Below are 13,398 nucleotides of genomic sequence, written 5' to 3' on the forward strand. Positions count from 1 at the left end.
GGGGTTTTTAATGCGATTAACGCTTGTAGATGAACTCAACGCCTTCTTCGTCGTCTTCGTCCCAATCGTCATCCCAGTCATCTTCCGCTTCGTCTTCGACTTCAGCGAGCTGCTGGCGGTGATAATCATCCCACATGAACTCAACTTTCTCTGGCTGTTTCGCTTCTTCAGCCTGAACAATCGGGTTCTCAATGATAAAGGTCATCACATCCCAGCAGAGATCTTTCACGCCCAGCTGGCTGGCGGCAGAGATCAGGTAATATTTACCTTCCCAACCCAACGCTTCGGCGATCGCTTTCGCTTTCTCTTCCGCTTCAGCCTTGTCCATCAAATCAATTTTGTTGAACACTAACCAGCGCGGTTTAGATGCCAAATCCTGACTGTATTTTTCCAGTTCGCCAATAATGATACGGGCGTTTTCAACTGGATCAGAGCCATCAATCGGATCGATATCGATGAGGTGAAGCAGTACACGGCAACGTTCCAGGTGTTTCAGGAAGCGGATACCCAGGCCTGCGCCTTCAGCCGCGCCTTCAATCAGTCCCGGAATGTCGGCAACCACGAAGCTCTTTTCGTTGTCCATACGAACCACGCCCAGGCTCGGCACCAGGGTGGTAAACGGATAATCAGCGACTTTCGGCTTCGCCGCGGACACCGCACGGATAAACGTCGATTTCCCGGCGTTTGGCATGCCCAGCATACCCACGTCCGCCAGCAGCATCAGCTCCAGCATCAGATCGCGCTTATCACCCGGCGTACCCATTGTTTTCTGACGCGGAGTACGGTTAACCGAGGATTTGAAACGGGTGTTGCCCAGACCGTGCCAGCCACCTTTAGCGACCATCAGACGCTGACCGTGTTTGGTCATGTCGCCCATGGTTTCGCCCGTGCCCTGATCGATAACACGCGTACCAACAGGTACTTTAATCGTAACGTCTTTGCCACGCTTACCGGTGCAATCACGGCTCGCGCCATTCTGACCACGTTCCGCACGGAATGATTTTTCAAAACGGTAATCGATCAGCGTGTTCAGGTTTTCGTCGGCTTCCAGCCAAACGTCACCACCGTCACCACCATCACCACCGTCCGGACCGCCTTTTGGGATGTACTTTTCGCGGCGGAAGCTGACGCAACCATTACCGCCATCACCTGCAACGACCAGAATCGATGCTTCATCAACAAACTTCATTTTACTCTCCGTAAATCATTCGCCTGATCGGGGTTGCGAAACCACCGTTTCATGCTTACGTAAACCGCCCCAAATTCGATGACCAATGGCGGAATACATCGCGCCCGCAACCACGATAAACGCACCGAGATAACCTAATAGGTTTAGCATCGGTCTGGCGAAGAAATCGGGCCAGGCCAGTGATAATAAATCTGAAAATAACAACGTAAACAGCGGTGTGAGCGTGATAATAGCGCTCACCTGAGCCGCCTGCCAACGCGCCATCGCTTCCGCGAGAGCGCCGTATCCTACCAGCGTATTCAGGCCGCAGAATACCAGGCATGCCAGCTGCCAGTCGCTGAGTTGCGTGATGACACCGGGTTTAGCCAGCGGCAACAACGCCATCGTACATAAAGTGTACAGTAAAAACAGGATCTGCGGTGATGCCAGGCGGCGCAATAACACCTTTTGCGCGACCCCATAGCTCACCCAGACCATCGCCGCACCGACACCAAAGATAACGCCCCAGGTGTAATCGGTGAGTCGGGTAAAAATTTCGATCAGACTGGTATTAAAAAACAGAACCAGGCCGCTCAGAAGCATAATGGCGCCAATAACCTGCGTGCCGCGCATCTTTTCTTTCAGGATAAAGACGCTGGCGATCATCATACCAACCGGTGACAGCTGGCCGATAACCTGCGAAGCCGTTGGGCTCAAATACTGCAAGGATGAACTAAACAGAATGAAGTTACCGAACAGCCCACCGGTTGCGATAGCCAGCAACACCAGCCAGCGCGCTTTGCGAAAAATACGCAGCGGAGGGAGCTTTTTTTTAACCGCAAGAATAGCGCCAAGGCCAACGCTTGCCATTAAAAAACGGTAGAACACCACGGTAGGAGGCTCCATCACCTCCAGCACTTGCTTCATTGCTATTGGCAAAGCGCCCCAACATACTGCCGTTGTGAGTGCTAACAGAATACCAATGCCTGCCTGCTGCTTCATGCCGTATTCCCTGCAAGGGCTCGTTTCCGGGTTGTCGGCGCGACGAGCGTATTTACCGGCCGTCGAATGTAAAAAGCCCCGCAACGTGTTGCGGGGCTTTTATCCGTTACCGGGACGCGAAAAACTTATTCAGCAACGATGCTGATGAATTTACGGTTTTTCGGGCCTTTCACTTCAAATTTCACTTTACCGTCTGCTTTAGCAAACAGAGTGTGGTCTTTGCCGCAACCAACGTTGGAGCCAGCGTGGAATTTAGTACCACGTTGACGAACGATGATGCTACCAGCCAGAACTGTTTCACCGCCGAAGCGTTTTACGCCCAGACGTTTAGCTTCTGAATCGCGACCGTTACGAGTCGAGCCGCCAGCCTTTTTATGTGCCATTTAATCTGCTCCCCTTAACTTAAGCGCTGATGCCAGTGATTTTCACATCAGTGAACCACTGACGATGGCCCTGCTGCTTACGGTAGTGTTTACGACGACGAAACTTAACAATTTTAACTTTCTCGCCACGACCGTGAGCAACGACTTCAGCTTTGATAACGCCGCCATCAACGAAAGGAACGCCGATTTTGACTTCTTCACCGTTTGCGATCATCAGAACTTCTGCGAATTCAACAGATTCGCCAGTTGCGATGTCCAGCTTTTCCAGGCGAACGGTCTGACCTTCGCTTACTCGGTGTTGTTTACCACCACTTTGGAAAACCGCGTACATAAAAAACTCCGCTTCCGCGCACACCTTTTTGATGATTCAGAGTGCGCTATAAATATTCACAATAGGGCGCGAATATTACGCAAAACGCGAGCCTTTGACAAGTGCTACCGTCAATACATGAAGAAAAAAAACACAACACGTACGGTAACGTTTATCTACGGCGTTTTTTCAGTACAATCAGCATATATTTATAACCCTAAACCCGACGTTACCTTCCCACACAGTAAGGTAATCGGGGCGAGAAGCCCGGCTTTTGCGATGAATTTAGAAAAAATCAATGAGTTAACCGCGCAAGATATGGCGGGGGTCAATGCGACAATCCTTGAACAGCTCAATTCCGACGTTCAGTTGATCAATCAACTGGGGTACTACATCGTTAGCGGCGGCGGAAAACGCATTCGCCCAATGATCGCCGTCCTCGCAGCGCGGGCCGTTGGTTACCAGGAAAATGCGCACGTTACGATCGCGGCCCTCATCGAGTTTATCCACACCGCGACCCTGCTGCACGACGATGTTGTGGATGAGTCAGACATGCGCCGTGGGAAAGCTACGGCAAATGCGGCGTTTGGTAATGCGGCCAGCGTGCTGGTTGGCGATTTTATCTATACCCGCGCATTTCAGATGATGACCAGCCTTGGCTCGTTGAAAGTGCTGGAAGTCATGTCGAAAGCAGTCAACGTCATCGCCGAAGGTGAAGTCTTGCAGTTGATGAACGTCAACGACCCGGACATCACCGAAGAAAACTATATGCGCGTCATCTACAGTAAGACCGCGCGTTTGTTTGAAGCGGCAGCCCAATGTTCAGGTATTCTGGCTGGCTGTAGCGAAGAACAAGAAAAAGGGTTGCAGGATTATGGCCGTTATCTCGGTACCGCTTTCCAGTTAATTGACGATTTGCTGGATTACAGCGCAGATGGCGAGCAACTGGGTAAAAACGTCGGCGATGACCTCAACGAGGGTAAACCAACGCTGCCGCTGCTGCATGCCATGCGCCATGGTACCCCAGAACAAGCGCAAATGATCCGCCAGGCCATTGAGCAAGGTAATGGTCGTCACCTTCTGGAGCCGGTTCTGGAAGCGATGAACGCCTGTGGCTCCCTGGAATGGACTCGCCAACGTGCAGAAGAAGAGGCTGATAAGGCCATCGCTGCGCTGCAGGTGCTGCCTGATACACCGTGGAGAGAAGCGCTGATTGGTCTGGCACATATTGCCGTACAGCGCGACCGTTAATTCCCTACTGCATCCTCTCTCATCCCGTGCCCTGCACGGGATTTTCTTATAAGCTCCAGTAAGCATTTCCTCCTCTCCAGAAAATCACGCAGAATCTTGGCATATTCTGAATATACACACACTTTACATGAACATTTTAGAACATTCACTCTTCGGGCGTTATAGTGTCGGCACAACCGATCGTGGAACCGTAAGTCGTTAACCAAAGGAGAGATGAATTTATGGAAAGCAAGCTGATTGACTGGCATCCGGCCGACATCATCGCCGGACTGCGCAAGAAAGGGACCTCAATGGCCGCTGAATCACGTAAAAATGGATTGAGTTCATCAACGCTGGCAAATGCGTTAACGAGACCATGGCCAAAAGGTGAGTTGATAATCGCCCAGGCGCTGGGAACTGACCCCTGGGTAATTTGGCCGTCACGCTATCACGATGCCAAAACGCATGAGTTCATCGACAGAACGCGGATGATGAGGAGTCGCAAAGAGAAAAAGAATCCGGAATGAACATTGAGCTGTAACCCCCGGTTCGCAGAACCAGGGGTTAAAAGAGACGTTGACGATTACTCGCCTTTCACGCGCTCAATGTTTGCGCCCAGCGCACGCAGTTTATCTTCGATGCGCTCATAGCCGCGATCGATGTGATAAATACGATCGACTACCGTCGTACCTTCAGCAATACAACCTGCCAGCACCAGGCTTGCAGATGCGCGCAGATCAGTCGCCATAACCTGTGCGCCAGAGAGCGTTTCCACGCCGTGGCAAATCACGGTATTGCTTTCGATTTCTGCGTGAGCACCCATACGGCTCAGCTCAGGCACGTGCATAAAGCGGTTCTCAAACACGGTCTCCGTGATGAAGCCGGTTCCTTCAGCTACCAGGTTCAGCAGCGTGAACTGGGCCTGCATATCAGTTGGGAATGCCGGATGCGGTGCAGTACGCACATTGACCGCTTTCGGACGTTTACCGTGCATATCGAGGCTTATCCAGTCGTCGCCAACTTCAATATCCGCACCCGCATCACGCAGCTTCGCCAGAACGGCATCCAGCGTGTCCGGCTGTGCATTACGGCAGATAATTTTGCCGCGAGAAATTGCCGCCGCCACCAGGAAGGTACCGGTTTCGATACGATCTGGCAGAACGCGATAAACACCACCGCCGAGACGCTCAACGCCTTCGATGGTAATACGGTCGGTGCCCTGACCCGTGATCTTCGCGCCCAGCGCAATCAGGAAGTTCGCGGTATCCACAATCTCCGGCTCGCGCGCGGCGTTTTCGATGACGGTGGTGCCTTCGGCAAGCGTTGCTGCGCACATAATGGTGACCGTCGCACCGACGCTCACTTTGTCCATGACGATATGCGCGCCTTTCAGACGGCCATCAACGGACGCCTTCACATAGCCTTCTTCCAGCTTAATAGTCGCGCCTAACTGCTCCAGGCCGGTAATGTGCAGGTCAACCGGACGTGCACCGATGGTGCAGCCGCCCGGCAGTGATACCTGGCCCTGACCAAAGCGGGCAACCAGCGGCCCGAGCGCCCAGATGGATGCACGCATGGTTTTCACCAGATCGTACGGCGCACAGAAGACGTTCACATCACGCGCATCAATGTGCACGGAACCATTACGCTCAACTTTCGCACCCAGCTGGCTCAGCAGCTTCATCGAGGTGTCAACGTCCTTCAGTTTCGGGACGTTTTGGATCTCTACAGGTTCTTCAGCCAGCAGCGCCGCAAACAGGATCGGCAGTGCGGCATTTTTAGCGCCTGAAATTGTGACTTCGCCCTGGAGCTTGGTTGGCCCCTGAACACGAAATTTATCCATTATTCTGTTCTCTGTTAAGAATTTATCTTCGCTACCGGTACATCACCCGTAGCTCAAAAACCGTTAAGTTTGCGATCGCGCGCCCATTCCGCTGGGGTAAACGCCTTAATCGACACGGCATGAATGCGGTTGTCCGCAATGTACTCCATCAACGGGCCATAGACCGATTGCTGCTTCTTGACCCGGCTCATGCCTTCAAACATCTCACCCACGGCAATAACCTGAAAGTGACTGCCGTCGCCAGAAACGTGGACTTCCTGGAGGGAGAGTGCATTCATCAGCACGCTCTGAATTTCATTATTTTCCATGGGCTCTTCATTCGTCAGATAGTGAAAACAGCCCAACATCTTAGAGCAAAGTGGCGCTGTCATAAATAAGCAAAAAGCCTCGCTGATAAATCAGACAAGGCTTTAGTGGCAGATCCCCCTCAGGGGTTTTGCCGGATAGCGGCACAAGACCTTATCCGGCCTGGAAAAATTAACGCGGAAGGACGTCGTCAGGCAGATTGTAAAGCTGCGCCAGCGTGTACACTTTATCGTTAACGCCAGTGAGCGAAACGCTATTTCCCTGCTGCTTGCCTTGATTAATCAGATGCAACAGTAACGCCAAACCGCCGGTATCTACCCGGGATACCTGGTTCAGGTCGATGCAGGATACCCCTTTCATCGCCTCAATTCGCGCATCCCATAAGGGATTTAACACGTCCTGATCCAGCTCTCCCACCAGCACCAGCTTGTCGCCTTCGCGCGTCCAGGTGAGTGACTGCGTCATTATTTTTTCTCTTCCAGAGTGATTTTCTGCTGAGAAATAGATTTCAGCTGCGCCGTCAGGCCATCAATACCTTTGGTACGCAGCAGGTCGCTCCACTCATTTTGTTTGGTGGTGATCATACTTACGCCTTCGGCGATCATGTCATACGCCTGCCAGTTACCGGTCTGGGAGTTTTTACGCCACTGGAAATCCAGACGTACCGGAGGACGACCGTTTGGATCGATGATGGTTACGCGGATAGGTACGATAGTCGCATCACCCAGCGGTTGTTCAGGGGCAATCTGATAGGTTTGGCCGTGGTACATCGCCAGTGCCTGGCCGTAAGCCTGCTTCAGATATTCACGGAATGCGGCAAAATAGGCTTCACGTTGGGCAGGAGTCGCATCTTTGTAGTAACGGCCCAGCACCAGCGCACCGGCATACTTAACCTGCACATAAGGCAGCAGTTCCTGATCGACGACCTGACGCAGGTAATCGGGGTTGGAACGGATTTTTGGTTGCTCGTTTTTCAGACGGTCAAAGGTCTTCTGCGCCGCCTCATCCATCAGTTTGTACGGGTTAGTCTGGTCTGCTGCGGTTGCCGCGCTAAGTGGAGCAATCACCAGCATAGCCACCATCATCAATCGTTTAAACATACGTCGATTCTCCTGAGATTATTTCGTTGCGCCCGCAGGCGTAGTGGCTTCATTATTGCCGTCAGTTGCGGCTGGCGCATCGCCAGAATTCTTATTGTCATCACCTTTACTGTTGCTGTTGTAAAGGAACTGACCAATCATATCTTCCAGCACCATCGCGGATTTCGTGTCCTGAATCGTACCGCCATCTTTGAGGATAGACGTTCCCAGCTCAGGATCTTCAAAACCCACGTTCAATGCCAGATACTGTTCGCCCAGCAGACCGGAAGTACGGATGCTCAGAGAACTGGTGTCAGGAATATGGTTAAAACGCGATTCGATTTCCAGCGTCACGCGCGGCAGGTACGTTTTCGGATCTAACGAGATGTCCGATACGCGTCCAACTACCACCCCGCCAATCCGCACCGGAGAACGCTCTCTCAGGCCGCCGATATTATCAAAGGTCGCATAAATCGTGTAAGTCGGCTCAGTACGCATTGAGGTGACGTTCGCTGCCTTCAGGCACACAAACAGCGCTGCCAGCAGCGCAACCAGCAAGAATAACCCGACCCAAATTTCATTTTTTTTCGTTTGCATGAACTCAATTCCCAAACATCAGTGCGGTCAGCACAAAATCCAGCCCCAGAACGGCAAGAGAGGCGTGCACAACGGTGCGTGTCGTTGCCCGGCTAATCCCGGCAGAGGTCGGGATCGCATCATAACCATTGAACAATGCAATCCATGTGACCGTAATGGCGAACACCACGCTCTTAATCAGACAGTTGACCAGGTCCAGACGCCAGTCGACGGCATTTTGCATAGCCGACCAGAAAAAGCCCGCATCAATCCCCTTCCAGCTTACGCCAACCAGTGAACCACCCCAGATCCCGACTGCGACAAAAATAATCGTCAGCAGCGGCAATGAAATAACACCGGCCCAAAAACGTGGGGAAATCACCCGGCGCAGTGGATCGACGGCCATCATTTCCAGACTGGAAAGCTGTTCGGTCGCCCGCATCAGGCCAATTTCTGCGGTTAAGGCCGACCCGGCCCGCCCGGCAAACAGCAGCGCCGCAACAACCGGTCCCAGCTCACGTAACAATGACAGTGCCACCAGCATACCGAGGCTGGTTTCCGCGCTGTAAGTCGTCAGCACCAGGTATCCCTGCAACCCCAGCACCATACCGATGAACACGCCAGAAACAATAATGATCAGCATCGATAAGACACCGACATTATAGAGCTGGCGTATCAGCAGCGGCGCATGTTTGCGAAACTCCGGCTTGCCGACAACCGCATTGAACAACATTAATCCGGCTCGCCCGAACGTCCTGAGGGTTTTTATTCCCCGATGTCCGAGTGATGCCAGCGCATTTAACAACATGGGTGGCTTAACTCCCTGTTTTGAGTAAATCGATGTGGTAGTCGCCCGCCGGGTAACGGAACGGAACCGGTCCATCGGCAATGCCGTCAAGGAACTGGCGTACGCGCGGATCGGCATTTTCTTGTAGCGCCTGAGCACTACCGTAGGCCACTATTTTTTTGTCCGCCATTATATAGGCGTAATCCGCAATACTCAGTACCTCAGGCACATCATGGGATACCACCACACAGGTGACGCCCAGCGCGCTGTTCAGTTCTGAAATTAGCTTCACCAGAACGCCCATGGTGATGGGATCCTGGCCGACGAACGGCTCATCAAACATGATGAGGTCTGGCTCCAGCGCGATAGCACGTGCTAACGCGGCGCGACGCGCCATCCCACCGGATAATTCAGAAGGCATTAATTTGGCCGCACCCCGCAGGCCGACGGCCTCGAGCTTCATCATCACCGTGCTCTTCAGCAACGGCGCTGGCAACGTCGTATGCTCGCGCAGAGGGTACGCGACGTTGTCAAAAACATTCATGTCGGTAAATAGCGCACCAGACTGAAACAGCATACTCATGCGCTTACGCACGGTAAATAAACGCGAACGGGACATGGCCGGGACGTTCTCTCCGTCAAACAGGATCTCGCCCTTATCCGGGGGGATCTGTCCGCCAATCAGACGCAACAGCGTCGTTTTGCCGATGCCTGATGGCCCCATGATCGCCGTCACCTTACCGCGCGGTACCGTCAGGGAAATATTATCAAAGATGCAGCGGTCACCCCGGGAAAAGCTGACATCGCGCATATCGACTAGATTCGCCACAGACTGACCCATTGATTCATCCTTTACTATTGCCTCGTTGATCGAAGAGTTTGGCGCTCAATTTAGCCCTGAACCCAACATATTTACAGATTATTGCCTGTCCTGGTTAGCGAAAGCTGGCATTTGTTTTACTTTTTAGCCGCATAAAGTCAAAATTAAGACTTCGTTACGGCTTCCAGAAGATCCTTCAAGTGGACCGGCGAGTATACCTGAAGAAAGGACTTTAGATGCTTTTAGCGACGGCGCTGTTAATAATTGGTTTACTTCTGGTGGTCTACGGTGCCGACCGTCTGGTATTTGCCGCATCCATTTTATGTCGAAATTTCGGTATTCCTCCCATTATCATCGGAATGACCGTGGTCAGCATGGGTACGTCGTTACCCGAAATAATTGTCTCCGTTGCCGCATCGATGAATGGGCAACTCGATCTGGCTGTCGGGACCGCCATAGGTTCTAACATCACCAACATTCTGCTTATTTTAGGCCTGTCGGCGCTGATTCATCCTTTTACCGTGCATTCTGATGTTCTGCGTCGTGAATTACCGCTAATGTTGCTGGTAAGTATTTTAGCTGCATCCGTCCTGTATGACGGACAGTTAAGCCGCAGCGACGGTTTCTTTCTTCTGCTTCTGGCCGTGCTATGGCTGCTATTCATTGTTAAAATCGCCCGTCTGGCCGAGCGACAAGGCAATGACAGCCTGACACGTGAGCAGATAGCTGAGCTACCGCGTGAAGGCGGGTTACCTGTCGCGTTTTTGTGGCTGGGCATTGCGCTGATTATTATGCCAATGGCAACACGTATGGTGGTGGATAACGCTACCGTGCTGGCGAACTATTTCGCCATGAGCGAACTTACTATCGGGCTAACTGTGGTCGCCATTGGTACCAGCCTGCCGGAGCTGGCAACAGCGATTGCGGGTCTGCGTAAAGGTGAAAACGATATTGCCGTCGGTAACATTATCGGCGCAAACATTTTTAATATCGTTATCGTCCTCGGGCTACCGGCGCTGATTACGCCGGGTGAAGTCAATCCAATGGCCTTCACCCGTGACTATAGCGTCATGCTGCTGGTGAGCGTGATTTTTGCACTACTCTGCTGGCGACGTCCGCGCCAGATTGGTCGCGGCGCAGGTGCGCTGCTGACCGGCGGTTTTATCATATGGCTGGCGATGCTGTATTGGTTATCGCCACTTCTCGTTGGATAACTGGAAACGCATTATGTCGCACTTAGAGTTGCAACCGGGTTTTGACTTTCAGAAAGCAGGCAAGGAAGTCCTGGCAATTGAACGTGAAGGCCTGGCGGAGCTTGATCAGTACATCAACCAAAATTTTACCCTCGCATGCGAGAAAATATTCAGCTGCCCGGGCAAAGTGGTGGTGATGGGAATGGGGAAATCTGGCCATATCGGGCGGAAAATGGCAGCCACATTTGCCAGCACCGGCACCCCCTCATTTTTTGTACATCCAGGCGAAGCCGCACATGGCGATCTGGGTATGGTCTCGCCGCAGGATGTGGTCATCGCCATCTCTAACTCCGGTGAATCCAATGAGATAGCGGCGCTGATCCCGGTATTAAAACGTCTTCATGTACCGCTTATCTGCATGACCGGTCGTCCTGAAAGCAGTATGGCGCGTGCGGCTGATGTGCATCTGTGTGTTAAAGTGCCCAAGGAAGCTTGTCCGTTAGGCCTGGCGCCGACCAGCAGTACGACAGCAACATTGGTGATGGGCGATGCCCTGGCGGTGGCGTTATTAAAAGCGCGCGGCTTTACCGCGGAAGATTTTGCGTTGTCTCATCCCGGTGGCGCACTGGGCCGTAAGCTTTTACTGCGCGTTAACGATATTATGCATACGGGCGACGAGATCCCGCATGTGACCAAAAACGCCAGCCTGCGTGACGCCTTACTTGAGATCACGCGTAAAAATCTCGGCATGACCGTCATTTGCGATGATGCCATGAAGATTGACGGTATTTTCACCGATGGCGATTTACGTCGTGTCTTCGATATGGGCGTTGATGTACGCCAGTTAGGCATTGCCGATGTGATGACCCCTGGAGGCATTCGCGTGCGTCCGGGCATTCTTGCCGTCGATGCCCTGAACTTAATGCAGTCCCGCCATATCACCTCGGTAATGGTTGCTGATGGCGACCAGTTACTCGGTGTGTTACATATGCATGATCTGCTGCGTGCAGGTGTAGTGTAAGAAACTCAAGGATAACAAAAATGAGTAAAGCAGGTGCGTCGCTTGCGACCTGTTATGGACCCGTCAGCGCAGACGTTATCACCCGGGCAGAAAACATCCGTTTGCTGATCCTGGATGTGGATGGCGTACTGTCTGATGGTCTGATTTATATGGGCAACAACGGTGAAGAGCTGAAGGCTTTTAACGTCCGTGATGGTTACGGAATTCGCTGTGCGCTCACTTCCGGTATTGAGGTTGCCATTATTACCGGACGAAAGGCTAAACTTGTAGAAGATCGCTGTACCACTTTGGGGATCACCCACCTGTATCAGGGGCAGTCAGACAAACTGGTTGCCTTTGGCGATCTCCTTAGCAAACTGGCGATCGCACCGGAGAATGTCGCCTATGTTGGCGATGACCTGATCGACTGGCCGGTGATGGCTAAAGTGGGATTAAGCGTCGCGGTGGCAGATGCCCACCCTTTGCTGATCCCGCGAGCTGATTATGTCACCCGCATTGATGGGGGACGTGGCGCTGTGCGTGAAGTCTGCGATTTATTACTCCTGGCGCAGGGCAAACTGGACGAGGCCAAAGGGCAATCGATATGAGCAAAACCAGACGTTGGGTTATCATTCTACTGTCGCTGGCTGTCCTTGTGATGATTGGTATTAATCTGGCAGACAAAGATGACACCGCTCAGGTCGTCGTCAATAACAACGAGCCAACCTATAAGAGCGAACATACTGATACCGTCGTGTATAGTCCGGAAGGCGCGCTGAGCTATCACTTGATCGCACAACACGTTGAATATTATTCGGAACAAGCGGTTTCGTGGTTTACTCAACCGGTATTAACCACGTTTGATAAGGATAAAGTACCGACCTGGACGATCAAGGCCGATAAAGCCAAATTGACCAACGATCGGATGCTGTATCTGTACGGCCATGTTGAGGTTAACGCCCTGGTGCCTGACTCTCAACTACGCAGAATTACGACCGATAACGCGCAGATTAACCTGGTGACACAAGACGTCACTTCCGATGATCTGGTGACGTTGTATGGCACAACATTTAACTCCAGCGGACTGAAGATGCGCGGCAACTTACGCAGCAAGAACGCCGAGCTGATTGAAAAGGTTAGAACCTCATATGAAATCCAAAACAAACAAACTCAGCCTTAATCTTGTACTTGCCAGCTCACTTCTGGCCGCCAGCATTCCGGCATTTGCCGTCACCGGCGATACCGAGCAGCCGATTCACATTGAATCGGACCAGCAGTCCCTGGATATGCAGGGCAACGTGGTGACGTTTACTGGCAACGTGATTGTGACTCAGGGCACCATCAAAATTAACGCCGATAAAGTCGTCGTGACCCGTCCTGGCGGTGAAGACGGCAAAGAAGTGATTGATGGCTATGGCAATCCAGCAACGTTTTACCAGATGCAGGACAACGGTAAACCGGTTAAAGGCCACGCCTCTCAGATGCACTATGAACTGGCGAAAGACTTTGTCGTTCTCACCGGCAAGGCGTATCTGGAACAGCTCGATAGCAACATCACGGGCGATAAGATCACTTATCTGGTAAAAGAGCAGAAAATGCAGGCCTTCAGCGATAAAGGCAAACGCGTCACCACCGTTCTGGTTCCGTCGCAGTTGCAGGACAAAAACAAGGCTCCGGCAGAGAAAAAAGGTAACTGATTCG

18 protein-coding genes are annotated in these 13,398 nt (G+C 52.3%); 7 read left to right on the forward strand and 11 right to left on the reverse strand.

The genetic code is table 11. The features are described from left to right. Positions 1–16: 16 nt before the first annotated feature. From cgtA to rplU, 4 genes are all read right to left on the reverse strand, one after another. Positions 17–1,189, reverse strand: a complete 1,173-nt coding sequence (cgtA, locus tag OGX94_RS13790) for an Obg family GTPase CgtA (RefSeq protein ID WP_003828732.1) — start codon at positions 1,187–1,189, stop codon at positions 17–19. Positions 1,190–1,204: 15 nt separating this feature from the next. After that, on the reverse strand, positions 1,205–2,170 hold the full coding sequence (locus OGX94_RS13795; RefSeq protein ID WP_174328906.1) for a DMT family transporter: 966 nt from the start codon (positions 2,168–2,170) through the stop codon (positions 1,205–1,207). Between the two features lie 125 nt (positions 2,171–2,295). After that, entirely contained in the window at positions 2,296–2,553 is a 258-nt protein-coding gene (gene rpmA / locus OGX94_RS13800; RefSeq protein ID WP_003025030.1) for a 50S ribosomal protein L27, read from the reverse strand. A 19-nt stretch (positions 2,554–2,572) separates the two neighbouring features. Next, positions 2,573–2,884: a 50S ribosomal protein L21 gene (gene rplU, locus OGX94_RS13805; protein WP_003025032.1), complete on the reverse strand. Its 312-nt coding sequence runs from the start codon at positions 2,882–2,884 to the stop codon at positions 2,573–2,575. Between the two features lie 258 nt (positions 2,885–3,142). Between rplU and ispB the strand changes: the two genes are divergently transcribed. Then, positions 3,143–4,114: an octaprenyl diphosphate synthase gene (ispB, locus tag OGX94_RS13810; protein WP_003025033.1), complete on the forward strand. Its 972-nt coding sequence runs from the start codon at positions 3,143–3,145 to the stop codon at positions 4,112–4,114. Positions 4,115–4,335: 221 nt separating this feature from the next. Next, the gene (gene sfsB / locus OGX94_RS13815) at positions 4,336–4,620 is read left to right on the forward strand and encodes a DNA-binding transcriptional regulator SfsB (RefSeq protein ID WP_063941611.1); all 285 of its coding nucleotides are present in this window, start codon (positions 4,336–4,338) and stop codon (positions 4,618–4,620) included. Positions 4,621–4,676: 56 nt separating this feature from the next. On the opposite strand, the gene murA is transcribed toward sfsB, so the two are convergent. From murA to mlaF, 7 genes are all read right to left on the reverse strand, one after another. Then, entirely contained in the window at positions 4,677–5,936 is a 1,260-nt protein-coding gene (gene murA, locus OGX94_RS13820) for a UDP-N-acetylglucosamine 1-carboxyvinyltransferase (RefSeq protein ID WP_003828741.1), read from the reverse strand. Positions 5,937–5,989: 53 nt separating this feature from the next. Then, on the reverse strand, positions 5,990–6,244 hold the full coding sequence (gene ibaG, locus OGX94_RS13825; protein ID WP_003025040.1) for a BolA family iron metabolism protein IbaG: 255 nt from the start codon (positions 6,242–6,244) through the stop codon (positions 5,990–5,992). Positions 6,245–6,413: 169 nt separating this feature from the next. Further along, on the reverse strand, positions 6,414–6,707 hold the full coding sequence (gene mlaB / locus OGX94_RS13830) for a lipid asymmetry maintenance protein MlaB (protein ID WP_003025045.1): 294 nt from the start codon (positions 6,705–6,707) through the stop codon (positions 6,414–6,416). Then, positions 6,707–7,342, reverse strand: a complete 636-nt coding sequence (mlaC, locus tag OGX94_RS13835; protein WP_003025047.1) for a phospholipid-binding protein MlaC — start codon at positions 7,340–7,342, stop codon at positions 6,707–6,709. Before mlaC ends, mlaB begins: the two co-directional genes overlap by 1 nt. An 18-nt stretch (positions 7,343–7,360) precedes the next feature. Further along, the gene (gene mlaD, locus OGX94_RS13840) at positions 7,361–7,918 is read right to left on the reverse strand and encodes an outer membrane lipid asymmetry maintenance protein MlaD (protein WP_003828747.1); all 558 of its coding nucleotides are present in this window, start codon (positions 7,916–7,918) and stop codon (positions 7,361–7,363) included. 4 nt (positions 7,919–7,922) lie between these two features. Further along, positions 7,923–8,705, reverse strand: coding sequence for a lipid asymmetry maintenance ABC transporter permease subunit MlaE (gene mlaE / locus OGX94_RS13845; RefSeq protein ID WP_003025053.1), 783 nt, complete (start codon positions 8,703–8,705; stop codon positions 7,923–7,925). Between the two features lie 7 nt (positions 8,706–8,712). Then, positions 8,713–9,525 carry a phospholipid ABC transporter ATP-binding protein MlaF gene (gene mlaF, locus OGX94_RS13850; RefSeq protein ID WP_003828749.1) on the reverse strand — a complete coding sequence of 271 codons (813 nt, stop codon included), beginning with the start codon at positions 9,523–9,525 and terminating at the stop codon, positions 8,713–8,715. 215 nt (positions 9,526–9,740) lie between these two features. Between mlaF and OGX94_RS13855 the strand changes: the two genes are divergently transcribed. Genes OGX94_RS13855 through lptA form a run of 5 tightly spaced genes read left to right on the forward strand, consistent with a single transcriptional unit; the run spans position 9,741 to position 13,394 of the window. After that, positions 9,741–10,718 carry a calcium/sodium antiporter gene (locus OGX94_RS13855; protein WP_003828751.1) on the forward strand — a complete coding sequence of 326 codons (978 nt, stop codon included), beginning with the start codon at positions 9,741–9,743 and terminating at the stop codon, positions 10,716–10,718. A gap of 13 nt (positions 10,719–10,731) precedes the next feature. Next, a complete protein-coding gene (gene kdsD / locus OGX94_RS13860; RefSeq protein WP_003828753.1) occupies positions 10,732–11,718 on the forward strand; it encodes an arabinose-5-phosphate isomerase KdsD in 987 nt (328 codons plus the stop codon). Positions 11,719–11,738: 20 nt separating this feature from the next. Beyond that, on the forward strand, positions 11,739–12,305 hold the full coding sequence (kdsC, locus tag OGX94_RS13865; protein ID WP_003828755.1) for a 3-deoxy-manno-octulosonate-8-phosphatase KdsC: 567 nt from the start codon (positions 11,739–11,741) through the stop codon (positions 12,303–12,305). Beyond that, on the forward strand, positions 12,302–12,877 hold the full coding sequence (gene lptC / locus OGX94_RS13870; protein WP_003828757.1) for an LPS export ABC transporter periplasmic protein LptC: 576 nt from the start codon (positions 12,302–12,304) through the stop codon (positions 12,875–12,877). The genes kdsC and lptC overlap by 4 nt, the downstream gene beginning before the upstream one ends. Beyond that, positions 12,846–13,394, forward strand: a complete 549-nt coding sequence (lptA, locus tag OGX94_RS13875) for a lipopolysaccharide ABC transporter substrate-binding protein LptA (RefSeq protein WP_003828759.1) — start codon at positions 12,846–12,848, stop codon at positions 13,392–13,394. Before lptC ends, lptA begins: the two co-directional genes overlap by 32 nt. The last annotated feature ends 4 nt before the right edge of the window (positions 13,395–13,398 follow it).

Origin of the sequence: Citrobacter sp. Cpo037 (assembly GCF_030332945.1) — a bacterium.
GTDB classification, from domain to species: domain Bacteria; phylum Pseudomonadota; class Gammaproteobacteria; order Enterobacterales; family Enterobacteriaceae; genus Citrobacter; species Citrobacter portucalensis.